Source organism: Halomonas sp. A11-A (genome assembly GCF_003182195.1).
GTDB classification, from domain to species: Bacteria; Pseudomonadota; Gammaproteobacteria; order Pseudomonadales; family Halomonadaceae; genus Halomonas; species Halomonas alkalicola.
This window is the reverse complement of the sequence record NZ_QGTM01000032.1, coordinates 1-25895: the sequence shown is the minus strand read 5'-3', so window position 1 is coordinate 25895 and position 25895 is coordinate 1. Positions and strand designations below refer to the sequence as shown.

Annotated in this window: 28 protein-coding genes and 1 pseudogene; 5 read left to right on the top strand and 24 right to left on the bottom strand. The window is 63.1% G+C overall.

Annotated elements, in window-relative coordinates; all coding sequences use genetic code 11:
- Positions 1–577 precede the first annotated feature (577 nt).
- From DER72_RS14860 to DER72_RS14845, 4 genes and pseudogenes are all read left to right on the top strand, one after another.
- Positions 578–979 carry an HAD domain-containing protein gene (locus DER72_RS14860; protein WP_219983314.1) on the top strand — a complete coding sequence of 134 codons (402 nt, stop codon included), beginning with the start codon at positions 578–580 and terminating at the stop codon, positions 977–979.
- On the top strand, positions 976–1440 hold the full coding sequence (locus DER72_RS14855; protein ID WP_110070723.1) for a hypothetical protein: 465 nt from the start codon (positions 976–978) through the stop codon (positions 1438–1440). The genes DER72_RS14860 and DER72_RS14855 overlap by 4 nt, the downstream gene beginning before the upstream one ends.
- Positions 1441–1517: 77 nt before the next feature.
- Positions 1518–1682: pseudogene (locus DER72_RS16680) on the top strand (hypothetical protein); the annotation flags it as partial.
- A 28-nt stretch (positions 1683–1710) separates the two neighbouring features.
- Positions 1711–1938 carry a Dabb family protein gene (locus tag DER72_RS14845; RefSeq protein WP_110070722.1) on the top strand — a complete coding sequence of 76 codons (228 nt, stop codon included), beginning with the start codon at positions 1711–1713 and terminating at the stop codon, positions 1936–1938.
- Here DER72_RS14845 and DER72_RS14840 read toward each other — a convergent pair.
- The 24 genes from DER72_RS14840 to DER72_RS14725 form a co-directional block, all read right to left on the bottom strand.
- Entirely contained in the window at positions 1928–2857 is a 930-nt protein-coding gene (locus DER72_RS14840; protein WP_110070721.1) for a response regulator, read from the bottom strand. The genes DER72_RS14845 and DER72_RS14840 overlap by 11 nt on opposite strands.
- Positions 2854–4593, bottom strand: coding sequence for a hydrogenase maturation protein (locus tag DER72_RS14835; protein WP_011516281.1), 1740 nt, complete (start codon positions 4591–4593; stop codon positions 2854–2856). Before DER72_RS14835 ends, DER72_RS14840 begins: the two co-directional genes overlap by 4 nt.
- Positions 4594–4691: 98 nt before the next feature.
- Positions 4692–5741 (bottom strand): hydrogenase expression/formation protein HypE, encoded by a 1050-nt coding sequence (hypE, locus tag DER72_RS14830; RefSeq protein ID WP_011516280.1) that lies wholly within the window; start codon positions 5739–5741, stop codon positions 4692–4694.
- A 73-nt stretch (positions 5742–5814) separates the two neighbouring features.
- Entirely contained in the window at positions 5815–6957 is a 1143-nt protein-coding gene (gene hypD / locus DER72_RS14825; RefSeq protein WP_110070720.1) for a hydrogenase formation protein HypD, read from the bottom strand.
- Positions 6954–7190, bottom strand: coding sequence for a HypC/HybG/HupF family hydrogenase formation chaperone (locus tag DER72_RS14820; RefSeq protein ID WP_041240127.1), 237 nt, complete (start codon positions 7188–7190; stop codon positions 6954–6956). The genes hypD and DER72_RS14820 overlap by 4 nt, the downstream gene beginning before the upstream one ends.
- Before the next feature lie 7 nt (positions 7191–7197).
- Positions 7198–9552 (bottom strand): carbamoyltransferase HypF, encoded by a 2355-nt coding sequence (gene hypF / locus DER72_RS14815; RefSeq protein WP_110070719.1) that lies wholly within the window; start codon positions 9550–9552, stop codon positions 7198–7200.
- 13 nt (positions 9553–9565) lie between these two features.
- Positions 9566–10546 carry a hydrogenase nickel incorporation protein HypB gene (gene hypB, locus DER72_RS14810; protein WP_110070718.1) on the bottom strand — a complete coding sequence of 327 codons (981 nt, stop codon included), beginning with the start codon at positions 10544–10546 and terminating at the stop codon, positions 9566–9568.
- Between the two features lie 33 nt (positions 10547–10579).
- Positions 10580–10921: a hydrogenase maturation nickel metallochaperone HypA gene (hypA, locus tag DER72_RS14805; protein ID WP_011516275.1), complete on the bottom strand. Its 342-nt coding sequence runs from the start codon at positions 10919–10921 to the stop codon at positions 10580–10582.
- A complete protein-coding gene (locus DER72_RS16065) occupies positions 10914–11282 on the bottom strand; it encodes a hypothetical protein (RefSeq protein ID WP_146209070.1) in 369 nt (122 codons plus the stop codon). Before DER72_RS16065 ends, hypA begins: the two co-directional genes overlap by 8 nt.
- Entirely contained in the window at positions 11273–11425 is a 153-nt protein-coding gene (locus DER72_RS16225) for a hypothetical protein (RefSeq protein ID WP_175145324.1), read from the bottom strand. The genes DER72_RS16065 and DER72_RS16225 overlap by 10 nt, the downstream gene beginning before the upstream one ends.
- Before the next feature lie 248 nt (positions 11426–11673).
- A complete protein-coding gene (locus tag DER72_RS14795; RefSeq protein ID WP_011516273.1) occupies positions 11674–12510 on the bottom strand; it encodes a nickel transporter in 837 nt (278 codons plus the stop codon).
- A gap of 272 nt (positions 12511–12782) precedes the next feature.
- Positions 12783–14123, bottom strand: a complete 1341-nt coding sequence (locus DER72_RS14790) for an ISNCY-like element ISMaq5 family transposase (RefSeq protein ID WP_011783936.1) — start codon at positions 14121–14123, stop codon at positions 12783–12785.
- Between the two features lie 131 nt (positions 14124–14254).
- On the bottom strand, positions 14255–15628 hold the full coding sequence (locus DER72_RS14785; RefSeq protein ID WP_110070717.1) for an NAD(P)(+) transhydrogenase (Re/Si-specific) subunit beta: 1374 nt from the start codon (positions 15626–15628) through the stop codon (positions 14255–14257).
- Entirely contained in the window at positions 15625–15930 is a 306-nt protein-coding gene (locus DER72_RS14780) for an NAD(P) transhydrogenase subunit alpha (RefSeq protein ID WP_041240119.1), read from the bottom strand. The genes DER72_RS14785 and DER72_RS14780 overlap by 4 nt, the downstream gene beginning before the upstream one ends.
- Entirely contained in the window at positions 15931–16650 is a 720-nt protein-coding gene (locus tag DER72_RS14775; protein ID WP_258306324.1) for a hypothetical protein, read from the bottom strand.
- Positions 16625–17827, bottom strand: a complete 1203-nt coding sequence (locus DER72_RS14770) for an ISL3 family transposase (RefSeq protein WP_031297637.1) — start codon at positions 17825–17827, stop codon at positions 16625–16627. Before DER72_RS14770 ends, DER72_RS14775 begins: the two co-directional genes overlap by 26 nt.
- Before the next feature lie 64 nt (positions 17828–17891).
- A complete protein-coding gene (locus tag DER72_RS14760; protein WP_219983311.1) occupies positions 17892–18389 on the bottom strand; it encodes a hypothetical protein in 498 nt (165 codons plus the stop codon).
- 195 nt (positions 18390–18584) lie between these two features.
- Positions 18585–18716, bottom strand: a complete 132-nt coding sequence (locus tag DER72_RS14755) for a hypothetical protein (protein WP_082219896.1) — start codon at positions 18714–18716, stop codon at positions 18585–18587.
- Positions 18717–18725: 9 nt separating this feature from the next.
- Complete coding sequence (locus DER72_RS14750; RefSeq protein ID WP_011516270.1) at positions 18726–19229, bottom strand: Crp/Fnr family transcriptional regulator; 504 nt, start codon at positions 19227–19229, stop codon at positions 18726–18728.
- Positions 19230–19241: 12 nt separating this feature from the next.
- Entirely contained in the window at positions 19242–19748 is a 507-nt protein-coding gene (locus tag DER72_RS14745; RefSeq protein ID WP_011516269.1) for a hydrogenase maturation protease, read from the bottom strand.
- On the bottom strand, positions 19732–21198 hold the full coding sequence (locus DER72_RS14740; protein ID WP_011516268.1) for a Ni/Fe hydrogenase subunit alpha: 1467 nt from the start codon (positions 21196–21198) through the stop codon (positions 19732–19734). The genes DER72_RS14745 and DER72_RS14740 overlap by 17 nt, the downstream gene beginning before the upstream one ends.
- Before the next feature lie 17 nt (positions 21199–21215).
- Complete coding sequence (locus DER72_RS14735; protein ID WP_011516267.1) at positions 21216–21845, bottom strand: NADP oxidoreductase; 630 nt, start codon at positions 21843–21845, stop codon at positions 21216–21218.
- The gene (locus DER72_RS14730; protein WP_011516266.1) at positions 21842–22552 is read right to left on the bottom strand and encodes a 2Fe-2S iron-sulfur cluster-binding protein; all 711 of its coding nucleotides are present in this window, start codon (positions 22550–22552) and stop codon (positions 21842–21844) included. Before DER72_RS14730 ends, DER72_RS14735 begins: the two co-directional genes overlap by 4 nt.
- A complete protein-coding gene (locus DER72_RS14725) occupies positions 22549–24357 on the bottom strand; it encodes an NAD(P)H-dependent oxidoreductase subunit E (RefSeq protein ID WP_055399953.1) in 1809 nt (602 codons plus the stop codon). Before DER72_RS14725 ends, DER72_RS14730 begins: the two co-directional genes overlap by 4 nt.
- 113 nt (positions 24358–24470) lie before the next feature.
- On the opposite strand from DER72_RS14725, the gene DER72_RS14720 reads away from it, so the two are divergent.
- The gene (locus DER72_RS14720; protein ID WP_110070716.1) at positions 24471–25724 is read left to right on the top strand and encodes an IS256 family transposase; all 1254 of its coding nucleotides are present in this window, start codon (positions 24471–24473) and stop codon (positions 25722–25724) included.
- Positions 25725–25895: the final 171 nt, after the last annotated feature.

The following is a 25895-nucleotide window of genomic DNA, read 5'->3' as shown; positions in this document are numbered from 1 at the left end:
TTGGATAGCGGCTTTTAGTGTGGGTTTTTGTGTAGGAACTTGAATTCTAACACTTTAAGCCGCTTCTTCCTTCATCATGCTACCTTCTTCATGAGAAATCCGGGCTAGAAATCCGCCAGTGAACCACGGGTGCCCTGCGTGAAACAATATGACGGGGAAGACTGCGAGAGCTCGTAGTCCATCTATTTCAGGTCGATATTTTAAAGCCATGTGCCGACGCTCCTTGAGAGCGATAACTGTAATAGCATATTAATAAAAGTTGAAAATTATAATCCATTTGGAGTAACAAATCAATATTTAGGTATATTTTATTCCTTTGCCTATCCGGTAAAGGAGACTCACAATGCGATTCATCAGTTGCCCATCCTTCGTGGATGGGCTTTTTCTTTCTGCGCCTGTCAAAGCCTTCGTGGATCATGAGCTGATACAGTCGACCTTTGGTGGTGACCTGACGGTGTTTTTCTAGGCGGATTCGAAGAACTGGTTTGTTCTAACGACCGTTTCCCTATATCTATTTCTGGCACGAGGGATGGCAATATAATCACTGATTATGCCGATTCAGAAAGGATATACGCTGGTGGGTGTAACGTTGCATCAAAGAAAATCGATTTTGTTACTCCCATTAAGGTTTCCGGGGGGCATCTCGACCTCGTGGGTACGAAATATCGGATTTCATCGAGCACGAAAGGCGCTGCCAGTTGAGCTGGCAGCCAAAGTCGTTGGAGCTACCTGGCACTCGGCGATGGGCAAGGGGTGGCCCGATTACATTCCATGGGACAATCAGACCCGCTACGAGCAGATCAAAGCGTATCTGGCGCGACTGAGCGCGCCGCACCCGCACCGCTGGATCGCCGTTGACGACGACGCGCAGGGTTGGGCAAACGCAGAGCTTCACAGGCTGATTCAGACTGATCCGAACCTGGGCCTATCTGCACCGGAAACCCTCGCAGCATTGGCCTGCACGCTGGAGGAAGAATGACGCTCACACGGGTCTACCTCGACACCGAGTTCACGAGCCTCAACCGAAGCGAGGCCAAGCTGATCAGCCTCGCCCTGGTCGCGCCTGGTGGCAAAGAGTTCTATGTGGAGCTGCCCGACGCCTGGACCCCGGCAGACTGCTCGGCTTTTGTAATTGAAACAGTCGCGCCACAGCTCGACCAAGCCAAGCATGGGCGCACAATCGAACAGGCCAGAGATGAGCTTATCGCTTTCCTGCAGACCCTCGGCCCGGTTGAGATTATCACCGACGCCCCGGCGCATGACTGGCCGCTACTGCTGTGGCTTGCTGGTCCTGCTGGGCTACCGGCTAACGTGCGCCCGGAGCCAGACGCACTGCGACTCGATTTCGCTGATTACAGCGGCGAAGAGCCGCCACATCATGCGCTCAAAGATGCGCGGATACTGGCACGGCTGGGCGAGCAGGGCCGTTCAGCTGAATGAGATCCCGCTACACATAGTAAACTCGGCCAATTTGGCGCAAGCATCGCGCCTGGTGTAACCAAAAGGAATTTTCCCCGATGTCCGCCCTATCTGCTCTGCTCAACACTTACCGCTCCGCCTCTGTCACCGAACGCGAAAAGGGCACTTACTTCGAAGAGCTGATCTGCGCCTATCTGCGCAACGAAGCCACCTACCGCGATCTCTACGACAAGGTTTGGATGTACGGCGACTGGGCGAAAGAGCAGGGTCTGGACGGTCGCGACACTGGCATTGACCTGGTGGCGCGCACTCAGGGCACGGTGGCTGATCCGCTTCGCCGCGCCAGAGGTCATCGAGAGCTACAAGCAACACCCTACCCACGTCGCCTTCGCCGACCATCTGTTCCGCCCGGCGGCGGCGGACCGCCTGACCAGCGATTTCCGCGTCGCCGACCGGGTCACCGGCGCCTCGACGCTGCCGCTGTCGTGCGCTCCGGTCACCGAAGGCGTCACGTCATGACGCTCAAGGCGCTGCTTTTTGACGTGGACGGCACCCTCGCCGAAACCGAGCAGCTACACCGCCAGGCGTTCAATGCCACCTTCGCCGCGATGGGCCCGGCAAGTCGTTCGCCGGACCGTCCCAAGAACGACCTGGCCCCCTCGTGGAACGGCTCGGGTGGGATTCCCGAGCCGGGGGCTGTGCAAAACTGGGGCACTGGAGCCTGGAGCGTTATCGCGTTCTGCTCAAGGTCTCCGGCGGCAAGGAGCGCATCCGGCGTTTCCTGGCCGAGGACCACCCGGACCTGCTCGCCGCACGCGACGTGGACGGGTTCGTCGCTGCCCTGCACAAGGACAAGACGCGCCGCTACACCGAGGCCGTGATCGCCGGCCTCGTGGAGATTCGTCCCGGCGTGGCGCGCCAGCTGGGCGAAGCGAAGGCCGCCGGCCTGAAAACGGCCATTGTCACCACCACCAGCCGCGCCAACGTGGACGCGCTTCTTCAGCACCGGCTCGCTGGTGCGCAGCTCCAGCGCCAGGCGCTGGTTCTCGCTCTGCAGCCGGTAAAGCTCGGCGGCGTTGTGCAGGGTGAGCAGTAGCTGCTCCGGCTGCCACGGCTTGAGGATGTACTGGTAGATGCCAGCGTCATTGATGCCGGCAATGATGTCTTTGGAGTCCGTGTAGCCGGAGATGATCATCCGCACCACGTCCGGCCACTGGCTGCGCACCTGCTTGAGGAACTCCACGCCGGACATGCCGGGCATGCGCTGGTCGCAGAGCAGCAGCTGCACGAAGTCGCGCTCCATGATGCCTCGCGCCTCCCCCGCGCCGGAGGCGGTGAGCACCTCGAATTCCTCCTCCAGCGTGCGGCGCAGCGCCTCTTGGGAGCGCACCTCGTCATCCACCACCAGCACGGTGGGCAACCTGGTTTTTGTCGTCATGGCTTCACGGCCTTCAGGCGGCCTGTCCCCCAATCGATGTCGCGGTGTGCGGCCAGATGCCGCGGCGTCCACGAGTGCGGCGTGCGGCGCACGAAATGATAGCGCGCCACGTGATAGCTGGGATCGAAGCCGTAGAAGTTGCGCCGCATGTGTTCCAGCTCTTCGTCGCGATAGGCGGCCAGCGGCTTCACGGCCTCGTCGCGCACGCGCCGCGCGCGCTTCTCCTCGAGCCGCTGTGCCAGGTCCACCGCAGCGGCCAGCGCTTCGGCACGGGCCACCACCTGCACGGTGAAGGCCGCCACGTCGCCGGACAGGCAGGCATCCACCACGCCTTCCCGCGCCGCTTCCGCGGCGCCGAGGGGCAGGCGGTTCTGCATGATGGCGCGGGCGCGCGCCATGCCCACCCGCCTGGGCAGCAGGTAGGTCCAGTACTCGGAGCCGTAGAGGTTACCCATGTTCTTGTAGTGGGGGTTGAGGATCGCCGCCTCGCGCGCCCACACTTCGTCCGCCGCCAGCGCCAGGAAGGCGCCGCCGGCGCCGGCGTTGCCGCGCAGCGCGGCGACGGTGAGCTGGCCGCCGGTCTCGATGACGGCGCGGGCCACGTCGTCGATGGCGTTGATGTTGCGCCAGGACTCATCGGCGGCGCTGTCCGCCGCCTCGATGAGATTGAGGTGGATCCCGTTGGACCAGAAGTCCGCACCGCCCAGGAGCACGATGACCTTCGTGGACCGGCTGCGCGCGAACTCGTAGGCGGCGAGCAGGCGCTGGCATTGCGTCGTGCCCATGGCGCCGTTGTAGAAATCGAAATGCAGGTAGCCGACGCCGCCGGCCTCATGGTAGCGCAGCGGGCTCCAGTCTCCCTCCTCTTCGCGCCACAGGGGCACGGTGTACTCGGGCAGATCCTTCGTCTCCTCGGCGAAGGCCAGGGTGGCAGGCAGCTTCAGCGCATCATCGCGGTCGGCGCGCTTCGCATGGCCGATCCACACCGCGCCATCCACCGTGGCGCGCAGCACTGCACCCTCACGCCGCCCCAGCAGCGCGCCCGGCTCGCCCCGCAGGCGGTACTCCGCATGGGCGTCGAAGAGATGACAGGGCACGCCGAACAGTTCGTCGCGCACGCCGGGGAAACCGTCCGCCGCGTGGAGCTTGCGCAACACCTGCTCGGTGCTCTCGCGCTGCCAGTCGATGCTACGGTCTTCCTGCTTCATGAGCGGACGCAGCCGGCCGCGCACGTTTGGATCCGCATAGTCCAGCGGCCGCGGGCGGAATGCGCCGGAACGATACACGGCGTAGCGCCCGACCGCCGCCAGCACCGCGCGGGTCGCCGCCGCCGTCACCTCGTTGCGGTAGAGGCTGCTCTTCTTCGCCAGGCACATGGGAAAGGTCTCGGTGGCCCAGATGTCGCCGGCATCCATCTCGCCGTTGGCCTGCAGCACCGTGACGCCCCACTCATCCACACCCTCCTGGATCGTCCAGTCCAGCGCCGAGGGACCGCGATCGCCGACGATGCCCGGATGCACCACCAGGCAAACGTGCTGGCGCCAGATGGACTCGGGTATCGCCCGGCGCAGATAGGGCGCCACGATGAGATCCGGCCGGAACAGCGCGACGGCCTCCTCGGCCACGCTGTCGGCGATGTCGAACTCGATGGACACCTCGTGCCCGCGCCCGGTGAGTTCCACGTAGAGGCGCTGGGTGAGGTTGTTGAAGCTGTGGGTGAGGAAGAGTATTCGCATGAATCACGCTGCATTAAACGCCGAGGCGCCGAGGCGCCGAGAAAACCTGTTCTGAATTCCTCCGCGTCTCGGCGTCTCTGCGTTTCAAAATCAACCTCTCAACATATTCTCGGCAACTGCTCACCGGAGAGCCAATCGACGATGCGCCGTCCGCCGAAGGCGGTCTTCATCTGCACGAAGTGATGAGGATCTTCGGTGACTTCGCCGATGACGGCGGCGCGGGCCCCCAGGGGATGGGCACGCATCACTTCCAGCAGTCGATCTGCATCGCCCGCCGCGCAGATGGCGACGAGCTTGCCCTCGTTGGCGACGTAAAGCGGATCCAGGCCAAGGAATTCGCAGGCGGCCGCCACCTGCGGATTCACCGGAATCGCCGCCTCGTCCAGCATCATGCCCACGCCGGCCTGCCGGGCGATCTCGTTCAGCGTGGTGGCGACGCCGCCGCGGGTGGGATCGCGCAGCACGTGGATGTCGGGCACCGCCATCACCATCGCCGTCACCAGGCCGTGCAGGGCCGCGGTGTCGGAGACGATCTCGGTGTCGAAGCGCAGGTTCTCCCGCTGCGACATGATGGCCATGCCGTGGTCGCCGATGGCACCGGAGACGATGATGCGGTCGCCCGGCCGGGCCCGCTCGCCGCTGATACTCACGCCCTCGGGCACGACGCCGACGCCGGTCGTAGTGATGAAAACACCGTCGCCCTTGCCCTGCTCGACGACCTTGGTATCACCGGTGATGATGGGCACCCGCGCTTCCTGCGACGCCTGGGCCATGGAGTCCACGATGCGCCGCAGGTCCGCCAGCGGAAAACCCTCCTCGATGACGAAGCTGGCGGCGAGGTAGAGCGGCCGGGCGCCGGCCATGGCCACGTCGTTGATGGTGCCATGCACCGACAGGCCGCCGATGTCGCCGCCGGGGAAGAACAGCGGCGACACCACGTGGGCATCAGTGGCCATCACCATGCGCCCCGTGGTGACGGCGAAACAGGCCTGATCGTTCAACTGGCGCAGCCACTCATTGTCGAAAGCGCGCAGGAACAGCTCGTCGATCAACTGCGCCATGGCGCGCCCGCCGCCGCCGTGGCTCATGTCAATGCGGCCGTGCTTGAAATCCAGCGGCCGGATATAGCCTTTCTTCACTTCGCTCATCGTCGATCCTCACCGCAGAGGCGCCGAGACACGGAGAAAACTCTGCGCCTCTGCGTCTCTGCGGTTAAATTCATCAAGTTGCCACCACCACTTCGATGTCCTTGAACCGCCCGTAGCTGTAATGCGCCGCGCACGCCCCTTCGCTCGACACCATGCAGGAGCCCATCGGATTCTCCGGCGTGCACACGGTGGCGAAGAGCTTGCAGTCGGTGGGCTTCTTCACGCCGCGCAGGATGGCGCCGCATTCGCAGGCCTTGTTGTCGGGCACCGGCCGGTAGGCGAGGCCGAAGCGGGCCTCGGCGTCGAACAGGCGGTAGCTGGCGCGGATGCGCAGGGCGCTGTAGGGCACCTCGCCCAGGCCGCGCCATTCGAAGGAGCAGCGCAGCTCGAAGACTTCCGACACCAAGGCCTGGGCCTTCTGGTTGCCGTCTCGGGTGACGGCGCGAGTGAATTCATTCTCCACCTCGGCTCTGCCCTCGTTGACCTGCGTCACCAGCATGAGGATGGCCTGCATCACGTCCAGCGGCTCGAAGCCGGCGATCACCACCGGCTTGCGGTACTCCTCGGCGAAGAATTCGTAGGGCCGACTGCCGATCACGGTGCTGACATGGGCGGGGCCGACGAAGCCGTCCAGCGGCACGGTACCCAGCTTGCGCACCTCCGGCGACTCGAGGATGGTGATGATGGCCGAAGGCGTCAGCACGTGGTTGCACAGCACACTGAAGTTGGTGACGCGGGCCGCCTCGGCCTGCTTGATCACCAGCGCGGTGGGCGGCGTGGTGGTCTCGAAGCCGATGGCGAAAAACACCACTTCGCGCTGGGGATTCTGCTGGGCGATGGCCAGCGCGTCGGCCGCCGAGTAGACCATGCGGATGTCCGCACCGCGGGCCTTGGCCTTGAGCAGCGACAGGCTCTCGGAGGCGGGGATGCGCAGCGTGTCGCCATAGGAGCAGAGGATCACACCACGCTCCAACGCGAGCTTGATGGCGAGATCGATGCGGCCGATGGGCAGCACGCACACCGGGCAGCCGGGGCCGTGGATCATGCGCACGTTGGCGGGCAACAGATCGCTGACACCGTAGCGGGAGATGGCGTGGGTGTGGCCGCCGCAGAACTCCATGAAACTGTAGCTGCGCCCGGAGTCGGCGTCGCGGGCGATCTTCGCCGCCAGGGTACGGGCCAGCTCGCCGTCCCGGAATTCGTCCACGTATTTCATGACGCACCCTCCGTCTGCACCATGCCGGCTTCGGCGAACAGCTTCAGGGTGCGTTCCGCCTCTTCGGGATCCAGCTTCGTCAGTGCGTAGCCCACGTGCACGATGACGTAGTCGCCCACGGCGACGTCATCCACCAGCGCCAGCGAGATCTCCTTGCGCACGCCGCCCAGGTCGATGAGGGCCATGTCGTTGTCGAGTTTCTCCGCGATGCGTGCGGGTATAGCAAGGCACATGTTTCTACTATTCCATAAGTTGAGGCGCCCACCGCAGCGCCACCCAGGCCTGACCGAGGGCGATGCCGCCGTCATTGGACGGCAGCTGCTGCGCCGTCAGCACGGTCAGGCCGCGTGCCGCCAGGCGTCGACCCAGGTTGCGGACGAGGATGTGGTTGAGGAAGCAGCCGCCGCCGAAGGCGACGGTGCGCACGCCGGTGTCCTGGACCGCCGCGACGGCCCAAGCTTCCAGCGCCGCCACCAGCGTAGCATGGAATTGCGCCGCACCGCGCGCCGGGTTTGCTTCGGCGGACAGCGCCTCCAGCAGCGGCAGCAGATCCAGGACGTTGTCCGCGCCGATGCGCCAGGCATCGCGCAGCGCCAGCCCCTCGCCCCAGCGCTCGGCCAGCCCTTCCAGCAGCATCGCCGCCTGGCCCTCGTAGGCCATGGTCTCGCGCGTGCCCAGCAGGCCGGCGGCGGCGTCGAACCAGCGGCCCATGCTGGAAGTGAGCGGCGCGTTCAACCGCTGGGCCAGCATGCGGTTCACCATCTTCGCCCCCGGCTGCTGCGGAAAGCGCTCTGCGATCTCCTCGCCACGCCCCATCAGGTGCAGCGCGGCGGCAGCCATGCGCCAAGGCTCGCGCGCCGCGCGGTCGCCGCCGGGCAGCGGCAGCCGGCGCAAGTGACCGAGGCGTTTGCAGGAGCCGCCGTCCACCAGCAGCAGTTCGCCACCCCACGCTTGGCCATCATTGCCCAGGCCGACGCCGTCCAGCGCCAAGCCGATGGCGGGCCCGTCCGAGCGGTGCTCGGCCAGCACCGCAGCGATGTGGGCGTGATGGTGCTGCACGGCGACGGCGGGCACGGCCCATTCCGCCGCCAGCTCCGCCCCGTGGCGCGTGCTGAAGAATTCCGGATGCAGGTCGTGGGCGACGAGCCGCGGCTGGATGTCCAGCACCTGCCGCAGATGGGCCACCGCCTCGATCATCGCCTCACAGGTGGCGGCGTTGTCGAGATCGCCCACATGCTGGGAAACGAAGGCTTCGTCACCGCGGGTCAGGCACACGGTGTTCTTGAAGTAGCCGCCCAGCGCCAGCACCGACGGACCGCTGCGGGCGAGCTTGATGGCACGCGGTATGTAACCCCGAGCACGACGAATGAATTGCTGCGATGGGTGATCGGTGGGTTCGGCTCTCACCACAGAATCATCACAGCGCACCAGGATCTCGCGGTCGTGAAGGAGGAAGGCATCGGCGATGCCGGCGAGGCGTTGCAGCGCCACATGGTTTCGGATGACCAGCGGCTCGCCGCCGGGGTTGGCGCTGGTCATCACCAGCACCAGCGGCTGCGGCTGCGTGAGCCAGGCGAGCCCGTCGGGCCGGCCGGCCGCCTCGTGGAACAGCAGGTACTGCAGCGGCGTATGGGGCAACATCACGCCCAGCCAGGCGAGTCCCGGCGCCACGCCGTGCAGCTGCTCGTCGACGATGCGCTGCTTGCGCAGCAGCACGATGGGGCGCTCCGGCGCCGCGAGCAGGATCTCTGCGCCGCTGCAGACATCGCCCCACTGCGCCGCCGTCACCGGGTTGGCGACCATCACCGCGAAGGGCTTCTCCTCGCGCTGCTTGCGGTCGCGCAGCCGCGCCACCGCCTCGGCATTACGCGCGTCACAGGCGAGATGGAAGCCGCCCAGGCCCTTGATGGCGACGATCTCGCCGCGCAGCACGCGCGCCACCGTTCCGGCAATCGGGTCTACGCCCGGCACCGGCATGCCCTGCGCATCGAGCAGCATCAAGCTGGGGCCGCAATCCGGACAGGCGTTGGGCTCGGCGTGGAAGCGGCGATGCTCCGGCGCTTGGTACTCGCCCAGACAGGGCGGGCACTGCGGGAACGGCGCCATGCTGGTGGTGGCGCGGTCGTAGGGCAGCGCGCGCGTCAGCGTGTAGCGCGGGCCGCACTGGGTGCAGTTGATGAAGGCGTAACGGTAGCGCCGGTCCGCGGGGTCGAAAAGCTCCGCCAGGCAGTCGGCGCACACCGCCGTGTCGTGGCCGATGGCGGTGTGCACGGCGGCATCGGAACGGTTGCTCTCGAGGATGGCAAAGCCGTCGGCGTCGGCTTGTACCGCGCAGCGTTCCTCGCCGATCTCATCCACTCGCGCCAGGGGCGGCGCGTCGCGGCGCAGCCGCTCGCGCAGCTCGGCGATGGCCGCGGCGCTCCCCTGGACCTCGATGTCCACGCCGGCGCCGTCGTTGCGCACCCAGCCGGCGACGCCCAGTTCCTGCGCCAGGCGATAAACGAAGGGCCGGAAGCCCACGCCCTGCACCACGCCGCGCACGCGGATGCGGATGCGGACGGGCCGGGGCTGGCGCTGGGTTCGCGGCATCAGCATGCGGGCTCGGCGATCAGCGCTTGAGCACCGCCAGCTCCGCTTCCAGCTCGGCGACGCGGGCGCGCAGCAGGTCCACGTTCTGGCTGCGCTTGGCGCGCTGGCCGACCAGTCCTTCAGTGATCCACGCCAGCCACTCGGCGAAGCCTTCACCGGTGGTGGACGAGGTGCGGATCACGTGCAGCGCGGGATTCACGCGCCGGGCATACTCGATGGTCCGCTCCACGTCGAAGGACAGGTGCGGCAGCAAATCGCACTTGTTGAGCAACATCAGGCTGGCAGCCCGGAACATGTCCGGATACTTGAGGGGCTTGTCTTCCCCCTCGGTGACGGAGAGGATCACCACCTTGTGGGCTTCGCCCAGGTCGAAGGCGGAAGGACACACCAGGTTGCCCACGTTCTCGATCAGCAGCACGCTCTCGTCCTGCGGCCGCAGCTGCTCCAGGGCGTGACCTACCATGTAGGCGTCCAGGTGGCAGCCCTTGCCGGTGTTGATCTGCAGGGCGCGCACGCCGGTGGCGCGGATGCGCTCGGCGTCGAAGGAGGTCTGCTGGTCGCCCTCGATGACGGCCAGCCCGCAGGTGGATTGCAGCGCCTCGATGGTGCGCACCAGCAGCGTGGTCTTGCCGGAGCCGGGGCTGGAGACGAAGTTCAGCGCGAACACGCCGTGCTCATCGAACCAGCGGCGGTTCTGCGCCGCGTAGGCGTTGTTCTTGCCGAGGATGTCCTGCTCGATTTTCACCATCCGCGCCTGGCTCATGCCTGGGGCATGGGCACCAGCGGGTCCGTGACCGTTGTGCAGATGGTCGGTGCCGCGCACGGCGCGGTGGGCATGAGCGTGGTCGTGGTCATGATCCGCGTAATGGTGATCCTGTTCGTGAGGAGGGTGGGCATGGGCATGGACGGTGCCGTCGGCATGCACGTGCTCGTGCGTATGCTCCAGTTCCTGGCCTTCGATGCGGGTTTCGCCGGCGCCGCAGCCGCAGATGGTACACATGATTCGATTCTGTCTCCTTGTCCTGACGTGAGGTCACGCCACTTCCAGATCCCTGACGCGCATTTCCGTGCCGCCAGTGGGCTGCACCTGGCTGCTGCCGCAGCGCGGGCAGGAGTCGTACAGCGCATTGACCGGCACCGTCTCACTGCACTGCAGGCACCAGCCCGTGCCGGGGATATCCACGATCTCCAGACGCGCCCCTTCCGCCAGGCTGCCGCGCACCACCACGTCGAAGCAGAAGCGCAGCGCCTCCGGCTCGACGCTGGACAGCCGGCCGATCTCCAGCCTCACCGCGGTCACTTGGGAGAAGCCTTGGCTCCGTGCCGCGTCCTCGACGATCTGCAGCACGCCCTCGGCCAGCGACATCTCATGCATCGTGCAGCCTGACCTCGTCAGCGACGCAGGGATCGAGCGTCAGCGCCAAGGCGTCCAGATAGGTTTTCAATGTCTCGTCGTCGGTCGCGCGCTTGCCGAGGGCCTCGATGCGAAAGGCACCCTGCGGATGAAAATCCCACTCAGTGGAGGCAACGATCGCGGAGCGCCGAACGTGCGCACCGCTCGCCTGCAGGCAGTGTAGCAGCATGTCACGCGCCGTGTCCACCCGCGAGCAGCCTGTCGGAGTGCGCCGTGCAAAGGCGCTGTCTTTCAGCGGGTGCGAATCCCGCCCAGCCACTTTCGCTCCGGCCGGTAGCAATCGGGGCAGACGTGGAGCAACCGTGTTCAAAATCAAGCGCATTTCGCTATCCACGGCGTCTGGGTTTTGAGGATGGCATTCATGATAGTCAGCAGTTTGCGCAGCAGGCAACGACCACGACCTTGTCCGGCTTGCCGGGGGGTGACCAGCGCCTCGGCGACGGTATCCATTTGCTGGGCGATCATCAGTAGTCCACGGGCGATCCGAAGCGAGGTACCGTGCGCCATTCGTTGGTCGGCGCAGTGTGCTGCCGAAATTGCTCTCGGGCGTCCGCCAACGGCCCTTGACGATGGCGCGCCGAGGCAGAGGGATATTTGAACAATCGCTCAAACATGATCGGATCTCAGTAGTGTCCGGTTAAAAATCTGCGCAGCTTAAACGCTACGTTGCCAGCCGGGTAGACGAATGCGGCGCGTGGCCGGATGCGGCCCGGCTATTCGACGAACCGCATGGGCCGCGCCGCTGCCACCGCCGGCACCCGGGTCAGGCGCAGCGCAAGAAAAAAGCTACCAGCGATGACGCACACCACGGACAGCCCGAAGGCCAGCTCCTTGCCGTCGCTCCAGGCGTCCACGGCGGGCAGCAGTTGCCTCATGACGCCGAAGGCCGCCACCAGCAGGCTGGTGCCTGACACCGCCAGGCTCATGACGCGGGAGGCGACGAGGGCCATCTGGTCGGTGCGGCGGATGAGGCGGGAGATCCACAGCCCGTTGATGCCATCCATCACCAGCATGCCGAGGGTGAACAGCAGCCCGAGCGCCAGGGCGTGGCCCCATCCGCCATACTGCGCGCCGGCGGCGGCGAACAGGGCGGCCTGGCTGACGGTGTCGAAGGACAGGGCGAACAGCGCGCCGACGGCGGCGACGGCCAGGGGATGGGAGGCATGCTGCAGCCGACCGAGCCAGCGGCCCTTCAGACCCACGGGCTGCACCACCTCGTCGTGCCGCGTGGTGAGCACGGCGCGCAGGTTGATGACGCCGAGCGCGACGAGGAAGCCGATGGAAATCCAGGCACCGCTGGCCTCCAGCCAGCCGGGCACCTGCCAGCGGCGGGCCAGGGTGCTGACGGCCAGGGCGATGGCGATGACCACCGTGCCGTGCCCCAGCGAGAACAGGATGCCGCAGGCACGGGCGACGGGGGCGCCATGGCGCAGGTTGAAACGGGTCAGGCCATCGATGGTGGCGAGATGATCGGCATCGAAGCCGTGCTTGACGCCCAGCATGAAGACCAGCGCGGCCAGGGCCACCCAATCGTTCGGCAGTGCTTCCATTCCGCTCCCCTGGACTAGGTTATGAAGAAATTCTACTTCCTCTTAATTTGACTGTATCAAATTAGTGCCCATCCAGAAACACGCGTTTTGAACCAGTTTGGCTCATTTCTGGAAATAGGCGCTTAGCTGAGTGCCTTCAAAAAATTGAAGGCGATTGAATACCGGTCAGTTTGGCCATTACCTGATCAATCAGTCCAAATTCAGGCCACAGGTATGCACTGCAAGGCCTGGCCATGCATCCTTTCAACAGCTTTTGAGGCCCAAGCCGTAGGCTAATCGGGGCCGAGTCGTGCCAGCCGAACCAGGTTGTAACTCAGAGCCGAGGCCCAGACAAACGCCTTGAAGCCATCGTGACCTTTCCACATCGCTTTCGCGGCACCAAAGGCCCGTTTCAATTCTGAGATATTGCCCTCAATGCCGGCACGGAAATGCCGCAGCGCCTTAAAGGTCTTCGACTTCACGCCCATCGCGGTGAGCGATACGCCCACGGGTTTGTGAAATACAACGTGCTTAAGCCCCATGGCGCGTCCGGCCGCGACGTTCGCCTGACTGGCGTAGCCGCCATCGGCAACCACTGAACGGGGCAACTTGCCCAGAACAGAACGGTGATAATCCAGAACCGGCAGGAACAGGGTCTTGTCACCGGGATTGCCCTCTTCGATGGTTAACGCGGTAATAAAACCTCTCACTTCGCTGCTCAGGTTGATCTTGTGGCCGTACTGCACATCCCGGAATCCCTTGACGATAATATCTGTGTGCGGCTCGAACAGGCTGACGATTTTGTCCCCCGAGGGCACCCGCTCGCCCTGGATGACTCGACGTTCCGTTTGCTCGATCACCCGCGCGGTCAGGTCTCTGTAGTGTGCCAGAGCCTCCAGCCATTTCCGTGTGGCGGCGCAAGCCTCGGTACCGTCAACGACCTGCTGATGTCCCCGATCCGCCTGCTTCACGACCCGTCGAGTGATCTTCAGCAACTCGGGATAGAGTTCGTTCTTGACCGCCTGCTTTGCGTTGAATATGCGAAAGGCCAGTGACTTTGCCGCTTTGCGCTTGTCCGTAAAGCGGACCTTCAGGCCGGTGTCGGTTTTACTTTTTGCCAGCAGCCGACTGATCACACGCACGCCATCATTCAGCAACTGGCTGTCACTGGGCGGAGCAATAGGGCTGGCCACCACGGTACTGTCGATGCGCAGCTTATCCAGGGAAGCCACCCCCGTGTCCAGCAGGCTTCTTGTCAGTACCTGATGCGCCTGCTCCAGGGTTTCCGGCTTGATACTCCGGATGGTGGACTGCAGGCAGGACCGGCTGGGTGACAGGTGAGCCGGCAATCGGGCAAACGTTCGGTAGGTTACCGAGTCCGACAAATGAAACGCCAGTTGCTCATAGCTCAAACCCCGTTGTTGCTTCAGCAGCAGGCAACGCAAAACACTCTCTGCGCTGAGGCCGGTTCGCCCCACGGCGGCAACGGACGTATCTATCAAGTCCGCAGCCACCAGATCCAGAATCCCGGGGTGCCTGTCCAGGACCTCCGACAGCTTCTGGAGCCGGATGCCATACTCGTGATTCGAGTAATGTTCGAATATACTGGCCTGAGCATTGCGGGTTTCTCGCATGCGGGATCCTCTTGGTTGTTGATGTTTTTTGTTCGCACTTAAAACATACCAGAACCAAGAGGATTTTTTTATCCATTCTCAGAATTATTATTTGAAAATCAGCAGTTTATTAGTTTCTGGATGGGCACAAATTAGACCTCCAGCGCCTTCACATGGGTGATGACTTCGCCGATGATCTGCTGCGCACTGCCGTACAGCATGCGGCAGTTGTCCTTGAAGAACAGCGCATTCTCGATGCCCGAGTAGCCCGCGCCCTGCCCGCGTTTCACGACGATGACGTTCTGCGCCATGTCGACGTTGAGGATCGGCATGCCGTAGATCGGGCTCGACTTGTCGGTGCGCGCGACCGGGTTCACGACGTCATTCGCGCCGATCACGAGCGCCACATCCGCCTGCGGGAAGTCGGCGTTGATCTCCTCGAGGTCGAAGATCTTGTCGTAGGGCACGCCGGCCTCCGCGAGCAGCACGTTCATGTGACCCGGCATGCGGCCCGCGACCGGATGGATCGCGAACACGACCTCGACGCCACCTTCTTCCAGCAACTGCGCCATCTCCCACACCTTGTGCTGCGCACCGGCGACCGCCATGCCGTAGCCCGGCACGATGATGACCTTGGACGCGTAGCGCATCACCGAAGCGCCGTCCAGTGCGGAGAGCTCCTTCATCGAGCCCCCGATCGCCTCGCCACCACCCGCCGCCGCGCCGGTGATCGGCGTGAAGATGATGTTCTTGATCGGGCGGTTCATCGCCTTCGCCATCAACTGCGTCAGCAGCGTACCGGACGCACCGACGACGATGCCCGCGACGATCAGCGCCGGGTTGCCGAGCACGTAACCCTCGAAACCGACCGCGAGGCCTGTGAATGCGTTCAGGAGCGAAATCACAACCGGCATGTCGGCGCCGCCGATCGGGCTGGTGAGGATTGCGCCGAGGGCAAGCGCAACCACGAAAAATGCGATCACCATTTCTGACGCCGGAGTGCTGCCAAAGATGATCGCGCCGCCGAGCACCAGGGCAATCCCGGCGAGCGCAACATTCACCACGTTCTGCGCCGGCAGCCGCCACGCCTTGGTCATGATGCCCTGCAGCTTTGCGAAGGCGATGCATGACCCCGAGAACGCCACCGAGCCGATCAGCGCACCAAGCACCGCAAGCGTCGCAGCGAAGCTGCCATGCATGCTGCCGCGCGCGAACTCGAGCGCTGCGATCGCCGCTGCCGCGCCGCTGCCCATGCCGTTGTAGATCGCGACCATCTGCGGCATGTCAGTCATCTTGACGACCTTGCCGGACCACCACGCGACGGCACCGCCGAGCACAATGGCGGTGATCATCAGGCCGTAATTTTCCATGCCCGGTTTAAGCAGTGTGATAAGGGTGGCCGCGACCATCGCGTAGCCGGCCCACACGATGCCCTTGCGGGCGGAGACCGGCGAGCTCATCGCCTTCAGGCCGAGAATGAAGACCACGGCCACTGCGAAGTACGCCAACTGGATGACGTCGCTCATTGCGCACCTCCCGCCTTGTTGGCGCCCGGCTTGAACATCGCGAGCATGCGCTCGGTCACGACGTAACCGCCGGCAGCGTTCGCCGCGCCGAGGAACACTGCGACGAAGCCGATCGCGAGTTGCACCGAATCGGCCGGATCGGCGTCGCCGAGCACCACCATCGCACCGACGAGCACGACGCCGTGCACGAAGTTCGAGCCCGACATCAGCGGGGTATGCAGGATCACCGGCACGCGCGCGATCACCTCGTAACCGGTGAACGCGGCCAGCATGAAGATATACAACGCGGCAATGCCTTCCATTCAAGCCACCTCCATTTCGGCCATGAGTCCCAGCGCCTTCCGCACGCCCACGTGTTTGAGCACCCCCGCGTGGGTGAGGCAGGTACCGGCGATCACTTCGTCTTCCCAGTCGAGCGCGAGTGTGCCCTCCTTGATGAATGGCGAGAGGAAGTTGAAGAGGTTCCTGGCGTACATCTCGGACGCGTGCACGGGCATGCGGCTGGCGATGTGGGCCGGGCCGATGACGAGGACGTCGTTGATCCAGGTCTTCTTGCCCGCAACCGTGCCCTCGACATTGCCGCCGGATTCGGCCGCCATATCGACGACGACCGCACCCGGCTTCATCCGCGCGATCATGTCGGCGGTGATGATGCGCGGGGCGCGCTTACCGGGGACGGCGGCAGTCGTGATCAACGCGTCGCACTGCGCAACGGCCTTCGCGAGGCGCTCCGCCTGCTTCGCCTTTTCCTCGTCCGTGAGCTCGCGCGCGTAGCCGCCCGTGCCCTCTGCCGACACGCCGGTGTCGACGAATTTCGCGCCGAGCGACTCGATCTGCTCGCGCGTCTCGGCACGCACGTCATAGGCTTCCACCATCGCGCCGATCCGCCGCGCCGTGGCGATCGCCTGCAGCCCCGCGACGCCCGCCCCGATCACGAGCACCTTCGCCGGACGGATCGTGCCCGCGGCGTAGGTCAGCATAGGGAAAAACTTTGGTTCATCGCGCTTTCCCGGGGAAGGCAGCCTTGATTTTCAGGAAGAAGTATTCCGAGTCCCGAAAACCATAGGCCATACGCTTGATCACCTTGATGCGGTTGTTGACGCCCTCAAGGACGCTGGTATGCATGTGGAAGTTGGCACTGGCGAGGATGCCTCGGGCGTATTTGCGCAGGTTGCGAGCGAAGCGCTGTAGCGGTGCGAGGCCGCTGTCCCGGGCGTGCCGCAACCAGGTTCGCCAGCGGCGCCAGCCCTCTCGTACGCTGGGGGCGAACCAGACATCCTTCAGCGCATCCTTGAGGACATAGACCGTAGCCAGCGGCTGGTTGGCCGCGAGTAGTTCTTGAAGCTGCACGGCTTGTCCGTCCTTCAGGTTGTTGCGATTGCGCAGCAGCAGCCAGCGGCTTTGCTTGACCGCCTTTCGTGCCGGCTTGTCTTCGCGCAGGAGGTTGGCCTGGTCAACCCGGATACGGTCGATCACATCCCGACCATAGCGCGCGACGACGTGAAACAGGTCGTACACCACTTCGGCTTGCGGGCAATGCTTCTTCACCTCCAGATCAAAAGCCGTGTTCATGTCCATGGCCACCGCCTCTATCTGCTGGCAGTGCTTGCCGAGCAATTCAAAGAACGGGCGGACCGCCTCGCGGCTGTTGCCGTGGCCGACCCACAACACCCGCGTTCGCTCGGCATCCATGATGACCGTGGCATAGCGATGCCCTTTGTGCAGGGCGAACTCGTCCATCACCAGGCGGCGGACACCGGTTGAATCGAAGGTGCCTACCTCGGCTTGAAGGCGTCGTTTATCGAGCGTTTTGAGGGTGTGCCAGTGCAGGCCGGTGAGCTGGCTGACGTGGCTGATCGGCAGCAGCCGCAGCAAGCTTTCGAGCCATATCCGTAACCGCTGGGTCAGCCGAGATGCTGGCTCCAACCAGTCGATCCGCTCGGTCACCCGCCCACAACTCAGGCAATCGACTCGGCGCACTGGTAGTTGAAGCAGGACGCGCTGATCGAACAGATCACGATCACGCACCAGACGAATCCGGCGATCGTGAATCAACGGGCTGAACTGGCCACAACGCCCGCACTTAGGAAGAGAGCCGGCTTGAGGTTCAAGCTCAATGAGGAGGGTGTTATCGGTAGATGGGCGACAGGCAACGGCGTCGTAGCCTGGCCAGAAAGCAGCAAGATCAATAGGATGCACGGCGACAGCAGGGACAGGTGAAGGGTGTGTTTGGCGACTGCCAATTTACCTGCTTCCCTGACTGTCAACTCGCTCTTCCCCCAGACTCCGCGAAGAACCAAAACTTTGGGCAGTGATCGGCCGCGATCAGCGCGCACTCGTAGCCCGCAACCGCGGCCTGGCTCGACAGCGCGTCCATGCTCTGCGAGCGGGTGATCCGCGGCAGCAGCTCCAGCGCAAACGAAGTGATCTGCTTGTCCATCAGCTGCTGCGCGCGTGTCGCATCCGACCACGGCTGCAGCATGCCGAGCAGCACGCTGCCCGGCTTCATCGTTGCGATCAGTTCTACCGACGGCGGTTGCACGCACAGTACGACATCTGCGGTTGAATACACTTCTTCCGACTTTGCGGCAAAGCGAACGTCCCCGAACATCTCGTCGCGCAGATGCGCGGGCTGGCCGGCACCGGACTGTATCAGCAGTTGCGCGCCGAGCCCGAGATATCTTTTGACCACGTCCGGCACGACACACAGGCGACGCTCGCCATGCACAGTTTCAGTCGGCACTCCAATTGTCAAAGGCATGGTTTTCATCCTCTTGTGCTGATCGCTGCGCGCCCGGCTACAGACGGGACCGAGCAAGTTCAAGGGGGTCATATCGCTAGCGAACATTAGGAAGACTCAGCCGGATCACCGAGCCGTTCAATGATCCGGCCAAAGCCCGGCGGCGGGGAGGAAGCAAACGCCACCAGGAGACGACGCATACAAATCAGGACGATTTCAGACACGCTCCAACACGGCTGCGATGCCTTGGCCGATCCCGATGCACATGGTGCAGATCACATCCAGGCCACCGGCGACGTGCAGTTGATTCACCGCCGTGGTAACGAGGCATGCGCCGGATGCGCCCAGCGTTGGCGTTTAACTCCGTCCCTTGCCCCCCGTCGAGATGTACTGTTGCAACTCCATCTCGTGCTCTCCGACGGTGGCAACCACGTGGTGGACGCGCTTGATGATGGCGCGCATGAAATTGTAGATGAGCAACGGCTGTTCCGTGATCAGCGGCTCGATGCCGTCCGCGTTGAAGCAGAGAAGAGATGCTTCGCCCAGCGCGCGAACCGATAACGTATACGGGGTTTGGTCGACAAAGCTCAACTCACCGACCAGATCGCCCTCTTCGTACACGTGCACGATGCGCTCCTTGCCCACGGCGCTTCGCGCCTTGACAAGGGCCAAACGCCCTTCGGTCACGATATAGAAGCTGCTCGCGCTCTCTCCTTGTCGGTAGAGAAACTCACCATCCTTGAGGCGGCACTCACTGACGGCATGTTCTGCAAGGATGCCGGCGCCATCTCGGCCGATATACTCGCCCAATGGGGCTTCATAGATCATCGTGGCGATCCTGTCGATTTCCAGTTCTTTCATTACGTTCTCCGTCTAACTAAATTCACGAGACTCGACACTCCGCCGCATCGCGAGATAAGCGGTCGCATCGTCCAGGTTTTGCCTTGCCCTCTGGGTCAACCCCATTTTGAGTTCCCATTCATACCCCCTGATCGCGAGCACATACACTTCGGGCAAGCGCTGAAAACACTGTTGACAGGTCGCCATGATCGATGGAATCGAGATCGCGTGCGAGGTAAAGCTGAAGTCCATTTTCGGTTCTGCGCGCTCCAACGTGAATGATTCCACCGAGGCGTCCTTCGTGGCATCGATAAACAACACCCGCCTCTTGCGGCTGATGAGGTCGGCATCCTCGAGATGCAGTTGATAGTGCCTCTGGATTTCCGCTTTCGGGCACAGCGACTCCGCTTCCAGCCAGTCGATCAAGGCCCAGCCCAGTCCGTCGTCCTGCCGACCGACGTTGCCGATGCCATAAATCAGGCTCGACGGATCGTCGAAATCCTCAAGGGTCACGAGGGGAAACTCAGCGGGTGCGTTCATCGATCAGCCCCCCCGCCGCGTCATAGACCGAAACCACCAGCGGCATCTGCCCCAGGGCGTGGGTGGCGCAGCTCAGGCAAGGATCGTATGCGCGTATGCCCACCTCGATGGCGTTCATCATGCCCTCGGTAATCTCGCCGTGCCCGCCCAGGTAGTCCTCGGCGACGCTGCGCACCGTGCGATTCATGACCTGGTTGTTTTGAGTGGTGGCGACGACCAGGTTGGCGAAGGTGATATTGCCGCGCTCGTCGGCACGGTAATGGTGGAGCAAGGTTCCACGTGGCGCTTCGACCACACCGACCCCTTCGCCGGTCCACGCGCCGGCGGGCGGCGTCAACACCAGCTGATCCTTCTGCAGGTCCGGGTCGTGCAGCAATTCCCTGATGACCTCCGCGGCGTGGAGGATTTCTATGGCCCGTGCCCAGTTGGTGTGCAGGGTCATGTTGTTCGCCCGCCCCTTCGTGTAGGCATGGAAGCGTTCCAGCGCCTCCTGGGCGAGCGGCGTCGAGAGCGTCTTCGTCACGTTCATGCGGCCCAGCGGCCCGACGCGCACCGAACCCTTTTCCCTTCCCAGGTCTTTGAGGTAAGGGAACTTCATGTAGCTCCACTCCTCGACCGCTTCGCTGAAGTGATCCAGGTAGTCGTGATAATCGAGTTCGCGGACGATGTTCTTGTCGTCGTCGACGATACGCAGCTTGCCGTGGTAGTAGTCCACATTGCCGTCGGCATCGACCAGGGACATGTTGAGTGCGGGTACGTCGGCGAAACTGTCCACCTGCGCCCGGTGCTTTTCATGGAAGTCGTAGAACAGGCGCAGTCCATCCTGTGCGAAGTCGATGACCTGATCCATCGCCAGAAGGCCTTCTTCCCCGTTCAGCAAACGGTCGCGCTCGGCAATGCTCAGATTCTTGTTGACGCCACCGGGCACCGAGTTGATGCCGTGCATTTTTTTGCCGAACACCACCTTGATGACTTCCTGGCCCCATTTGCGCAGCATCACGACTCTTTTCACCAGCTCGGGATCGGCCTCAATCAGGCCGAGCACGTTGCGCTGCTCAGGCGGCGCGTCCATCCCGAACAGCATCTCCGGCACGATCAGATAGAAATAGGCCGTCGTATGGGATTGGAGCATCTGCGCGTAGTGGCCGAGGCGGCGCATTTTCTCCGCGGCCGGTGTGACATCGATGCCGGATTTCAGGCCGACACCGACCATGTCGTCCAGCGCCTTGGCCCCGCACAGGTGGTGGCTGACAAAGCAGATGCCGCAGATACGCTGCAGAAACATCGGCGCCTCCCAGTAGGGATGGCCCTGGATGAACTTTTCGAAACCCCGGAATTCCACGACGTGCAGCTTGGCGTCGATGACGTTATTGTCGTCATCCAGGTGCACCGTGACCTTGCCGTGACCCTCGATACGGGTCACGGGATCGATAACCAGTTTTCTGCTCATGACATTACCTCCGTTTATCAATCGTAGCGATTGATCGAGCTCGGCAAATCGAATGGACGCCCGTTGACCAGATCGTCCAGGACCTTGAAGATGGCGTCTCCATCCGGAGGACACCCCGGGATGAAATAATCCATCTTGACCACCTCATGACAGGGGTAAACCTTGGTGGTGATCCTGGGAATATCCGGATGGAACGGGATGACGGCCTTGGCGCCCGCCACGGCGGTCGCCGAGTTGACGTAGGCCTCCGCCAGGCAGTCCTTCAGCTCGACGACGTTGCGCATCGCGGGCACACCGCCCCACACCGCGCACGCCCCGACCGAGATCAGGATGTCGCAGTTCTCGCGGAAGTGCTCCAGCGTTTCGATGTTCTCCTCGTTCGCAACGCCGCCTTCGACGAATCCGATCGCACAGCGCTCGGGGATTCGTTTGATATCGGTCAGCGACGAGCGCAGGATGGTGATTTTCTCCAACAGCGGCAGGAGCCGCTCGTCCATGTCGAGAAAGGACAAGGTGCAGCCCCAGCAACCGCACAGACCGATCATGGACACCTTGATCTTGCCCTCGCGGTTTGCGGCCAGCGCCGGATCCATCGGCGTCGCAGGCAACTCGTGCGACGCAAGCTCGTTCTTTGCGGCGGTGCTCATTTGTCCACTCCTTCCAGGCCCAGCGCGCGTGCGCGCACCGACTGGATTTCGTACTTGCGTTGTCCGATGGGGTCGTCGTAGCCGACCCGTTTCTCGAGAATGGTGCCAACCGGGCAGATCGCAACCGCTTCCTTGACTTGCTCCGGCGGCATGGCGTTCGCGAGTTCGACATCGATTTCGATGCGCGACTCGGAACCGCGCTGGCTGATGCTGAAGATCTTCCTGCCGGTCGCCTTGTCGCGGATGAACTCGACACAGCGCTGGCAGAAGATGCAGCGATCCCGCTCCAGCCAGATCTTCTCCGAAGCCTGGTCCTGTACGCGAACCGGGAAACGGTACGGGAAGCGCGAGACCATCATGTCCACCTCGTAGCCGACCGCCTGCAGCTGGCAACGGCCACTCTTTTCGCAGCTCGGGCAGTTGTGGTTTCCCTCCGCGAACAGGAATTCGACCAGCGCCTTGCGCATATCGACCATTTCAGGGCTATTGACCTCGACATTCAAGCCCTTGGAGACCCGCACCGTACACGCCGCGTTCACGTTGCCATTCACTTTTACCGAACACACCCGGCAGGTGCCAAGACAGGGCTTGTCCTTGAGGTAGCACAGCGTCGGGATATACACGCCGTTTTCTGCGGCGACGTCCACCAGCGTTCGCCCTTCCTCCGTCGTGACCGTGATGCCGTCGATCGTGATCTGAATGCTCATTTTTTTGCCTCCTCCAGTTCCTTCAGCGCCTTCTCATGCCCGCCCAAGGCGGTATCGAGGTCGAACGACGGCAGCAGCGGGCCCTCGTGCCTCACCAGCTTGTCCTGATAGATCTCGGGAAACTTCTCCAGCGTCGTCAGGATGGGTTTGGGAGAGGTGGCGCCAAGACCACATCGACTGGTCTTGCGCACCAGCGCTCCCCAACTGACCATGTCGTCCAGATCCTTCTGGCACGCCTTGCCGGCGATCACCCATTCGACCTTCCTGTGCAGGTCGACGTTGCCGGCCCGGCACGGCACGCAAATGCCGCAGGACTCATCGACGAAGAACTGCATGTAGTCCTTGACGATGTCCAGCAGGTCACGGTTCCGGTTGAAGATCGTGAACGCACCATTGCAGGAAAGATCCTCGTACGCGAGCCTGCGTTCGCCATCCTTCTCCACCGACACGCACTCACCCGAGGGCCCGCTGATCTGAACGGCCCGCGCCTCCTTCGCTCCGACCATCGCCAGTACCTCGTTGAGCGTCACGCCCCATTCCACCTCGTAGATCCCCGGCTTGCTGCAATCGCCGGCAACACTCAGCAGTCGGGTGCCGGCGGAGTCCGGCGTTCCCATCGCCCTGAACCAGTCGGCGCCTTCCTCCATGATTCGGGAGACGGCGGCAAAGGTCTCGACGTTGTTGACGCAGGTGGGTTTTCCCAGATACCCCTGCTGCACCGGAAAGGGAGGTTTCACCCGTGGCGTGCCGCGTTTTCCCTCGCAGGACTCGATGAGGGCCGACTCGTCACCGCAGATATAAGCGCCGGCCCCCATCTGAATACGGATATCGAAATCAAAGTCCCGCCGGACGCCAATAGCGCGTCCCAGCAACCCGTCATCCCTGAGCTGCTGAAGCTGTCGTTCCAGATAATCCTTGAGATAAAAGTACTCCGCGCGGAGGTAAACGATGCCATGGCGGCAGCCGATGGCATGGGCGGCGATCGCCATTCCGATGAATACCTCCTTGGGCGAGCGTGTCAGCAGGGCCCTGTCCTTGAAGGTCCCGGGCTCGCCTTCGTCGGCATTGCAGATGACGTACTTCGTGTCGCTCAAAGCACGCCGGCAAAGCTGCCACTTCAGCCCGGTCGAGAACCCGGCGCCCCCGCGTCCGCGCAGCTTGGATTCGATGATCTCGTCGATCACCTGTTCGGGCCTGAGCGTCAGGCAGTGGTCGAGCACGGCCTTGAAATCCGTCCTGCCACGGAAGAATACCGGCCCCTTCGTGCGCACATTGGATTCCACCAGGGCATCGACATAGGCGATATCGTCGCTGGGCAACCCGGCCGGGTTCGCGATCTCGGCCGGGGACCGCCCCTGTTTCAGCTGGGCGATGATGTCTGCGATCTTTCCGGGCCTCAGGCGGGTGAATACCACCTTGTCGATCAGCATCGCCGGCTCCTGATCGCTGAGTCCGATACAGGGCGTTTCGAACAGGCCGAACATTCCATTCGGGTCGGTTTCGCCGAAACGGACTCCAGTCTCGCGCTCGAGGGCATCGTGCACCGCCTGATAGCCGTTCATCTTGGCAATCACGGAATTGCACAGGTAAATCCGATGCTTTCCCGACGGTTTGTCATGGAAAAGATGGTAGAACGACGCTGTTTCCCGAATGTCGAGTGGGGACAGGTTCAACTCGGCCGCTAGTTGCGGCAGCACCTCATCGGGAATGTGCCCGTACAGATGCTGAACATCCCAAAGTATGTCCATCAGACGGGCTCTGTCTGAGCGGTAACGCTCAAGTATTGTCCGGATGTCTTTGCTCATGTGTCTCCTCCTTGGAGTTAAGCTCAGTTCTTGTGTATGGAGGGCAGTAGAGAGGGTGGCGTATCCTGTTGATTGATCACTCCAGATCACAACCAACACAGGATGGATACGCCATGACCGATTCTACTCTCCAAGCCGTGACGCAGCCAGACGCCGGTGCCACCGATGCACTGCATGAACTGCTGCGCAAGGGGGCCCGAGACCTGATCGCCAAGGCCGTGGAGGCGGAGTTGAGCACGTTCCTGGAACAGTACGCCGACAAGACGCTGGAAGATGGTCGCCGCGCCGTGGTGCGCAACGGCTACCTGCCCGAGCGCACGGTACAGACTGGCATCGGTGACGTCGAGGTCAAGGTGCCCCGGGTCCGTGACCGCAGTGGCGACGGGGTGACCTTCAGCAGCGCGCTGCTGCCGCCCTACCTGAAGCGGGCCCGCAGCATCGAGGAGTTGATCCCCTGGCTCTACTTGAAGGGGATCTCCACCGGCGACTACCAGGAGGCCCTGGCAGCCCTGCTGGGCGATCAGGCCAAGGGACTCTCGGCCACCACCGTGACCCGGCTCAAGAAGCAGTGGGAAGATGAGCATGCCGAGTGGCGGAAGCGGAAGCTGGCCGATCGGCGATACGTCTACTGGTGGGCCGATGGCGTCTACAGCAACGTGCGCATGGATGACCGTCTGTGCCTGCTGGTGATCATCGGCGTCACCGAGCAGGGTCACAAGGAGCTGGTGGCCGTCGAGGATGGGCGACGCGAGTCGGAAGCCAGCTGGAAGGAGCTTCTCACGGGGCTACGCGAGCGCGGGCTGACCACGGCCCCCAAGCTGGCGGTCGGCGACGGTGCCATGGGCTTCTGGGCTGCGCTGAGCAAGGTCTATCCGGAGACCGACCACCAGCGTTGCTGGGTCCACAAGACCGCCAACGTACTGAATAAGCTGCCGAAATCCGTGCAGCCCAAGGTCAAGGCCGACCTCCACGAGATCTGGATGGCCGAGACCCGCGACGAGGCGCATAAGGCCTTCGATCGCACAGTAAAACGCTTCGAGGCCAAGTACCCCAGAGCGATGGAGTGCCTGGCCAAGGATCGGGAGGAGCTGCTGGCGTTCTACGACTACCCGGCAGAGCACTGGGTGCATATCCGCACCACCAACCCGATCGAATCGACCTTCGCCACGGTCCGCCTGCGCAGCAAGCGGAGCCGCAATTGCGGCTCCAGGGCGACGACCCTGGCGATGGTCTTCAAGCTGCTTCAGAGCGCTCAGAAGCGCTGGAAGCGGATCAAGGGGTTCAACAAGCTGGAGCTGGTCGTTAACAACGTCCGGTTCCGGGATGGTGAGCAAGTAACCGATCAGTCAGACAGGACTGCCGCCTGACCGGCCATACACAAACCTTGACAATAACTCCCTCCTTGGTGGTCGAAGCGATTCAGGGCCTGGCGCCCGCTGCTAGCCCGGATTTCTCATGAAGGGATAAAAAGAAGCGGCTAAAAGTGCTATAGTTTCAAGAACCTAACCAATCCACCAAGCACCAGTAGCCGCATCCAG

What these genes read in the sequence shown, in the direction of transcription:
- DER72_RS14855 (WP_110070723.1), top strand. Translation starts at nt 976, where the DNA reads ATGACGCTCACACGGGTCTACCTCGACACCGAGTTCACGAGCCTCAAC.
- DER72_RS14840 (WP_110070721.1), bottom strand. Translation starts at nt 2,857, where the DNA reads ATGACGACAAAAACCAGGTTGCCCACCGTGCTGGTGGTGGATGACGAG.
- DER72_RS14835 (WP_011516281.1), bottom strand. Translation starts at nt 4,593, where the DNA reads ATGCGAATACTCTTCCTCACCCACAGCTTCAACAACCTCACCCAGCGC.
- hypE (WP_011516280.1), bottom strand. Translation starts at nt 5,741, where the DNA reads ATGAGCGAAGTGAAGAAAGGCTATATCCGGCCGCTGGATTTCAAGCAC.
- hypD (WP_110070720.1), bottom strand. Translation starts at nt 6,957, where the DNA reads ATGAAATACGTGGACGAATTCCGGGACGGCGAGCTGGCCCGTACCCTG.
- DER72_RS14820 (WP_041240127.1), bottom strand. Translation starts at nt 7,190, where the DNA reads ATGTGCCTTGCTATACCCGCACGCATCGCGGAGAAACTCGACAACGAC.
- hypF (WP_110070719.1), bottom strand. Translation starts at nt 9,552, where the DNA reads ATGCTGATGCCGCGAACCCAGCGCCAGCCCCGGCCCGTCCGCATCCGC.
- hypB (WP_110070718.1), bottom strand. Translation starts at nt 10,546, where the DNA reads ATGTGTACCATCTGCGGCTGCGGCGCCGGCGAAACCCGCATCGAAGGC.
- hypA (WP_011516275.1), bottom strand. Translation starts at nt 10,921, where the DNA reads ATGCATGAGATGTCGCTGGCCGAGGGCGTGCTGCAGATCGTCGAGGAC.
- DER72_RS16065 (WP_146209070.1), bottom strand. Translation starts at nt 11,282, where the DNA reads ATGCGCTTGATTTTGAACACGGTTGCTCCACGTCTGCCCCGATTGCTA.
- DER72_RS16225 (WP_175145324.1), bottom strand. Translation starts at nt 11,425, where the DNA reads ATGATCGCCCAGCAAATGGATACCGTCGCCGAGGCGCTGGTCACCCCC.
- DER72_RS14795 (WP_011516273.1), bottom strand. Translation starts at nt 12,510, where the DNA reads ATGGAAGCACTGCCGAACGATTGGGTGGCCCTGGCCGCGCTGGTCTTC.
- DER72_RS14790 (WP_011783936.1), bottom strand. Translation starts at nt 14,123, where the DNA reads ATGCGAGAAACCCGCAATGCTCAGGCCAGTATATTCGAACATTACTCG.
- DER72_RS14785 (WP_110070717.1), bottom strand. Translation starts at nt 15,628, where the DNA reads ATGAGCGACGTCATCCAGTTGGCGTACTTCGCAGTGGCCGTGGTCTTC.
- DER72_RS14780 (WP_041240119.1), bottom strand. Translation starts at nt 15,930, where the DNA reads ATGGAAGGCATTGCCGCGTTGTATATCTTCATGCTGGCCGCGTTCACC.
- DER72_RS14760 (WP_219983311.1), bottom strand. Translation starts at nt 18,389, where the DNA reads ATGCCTTTGACAATTGGAGTGCCGACTGAAACTGTGCATGGCGAGCGT.
- DER72_RS14750 (WP_011516270.1), bottom strand. Translation starts at nt 19,229, where the DNA reads ATGAAAGAACTGGAAATCGACAGGATCGCCACGATGATCTATGAAGCC.
- DER72_RS14745 (WP_011516269.1), bottom strand. Translation starts at nt 19,748, where the DNA reads ATGAACGCACCCGCTGAGTTTCCCCTCGTGACCCTTGAGGATTTCGAC.
- DER72_RS14740 (WP_011516268.1), bottom strand. Translation starts at nt 21,198, where the DNA reads ATGAGCAGAAAACTGGTTATCGATCCCGTGACCCGTATCGAGGGTCAC.
- DER72_RS14735 (WP_011516267.1), bottom strand. Translation starts at nt 21,845, where the DNA reads ATGAGCACCGCCGCAAAGAACGAGCTTGCGTCGCACGAGTTGCCTGCG.
- DER72_RS14730 (WP_011516266.1), bottom strand. Translation starts at nt 22,552, where the DNA reads ATGAGCATTCAGATCACGATCGACGGCATCACGGTCACGACGGAGGAA.
- DER72_RS14725 (WP_055399953.1), bottom strand. Translation starts at nt 24,357, where the DNA reads ATGAGCAAAGACATCCGGACAATACTTGAGCGTTACCGCTCAGACAGA.
- DER72_RS14720 (WP_110070716.1), top strand. Translation starts at nt 24,471, where the DNA reads ATGACCGATTCTACTCTCCAAGCCGTGACGCAGCCAGACGCCGGTGCC.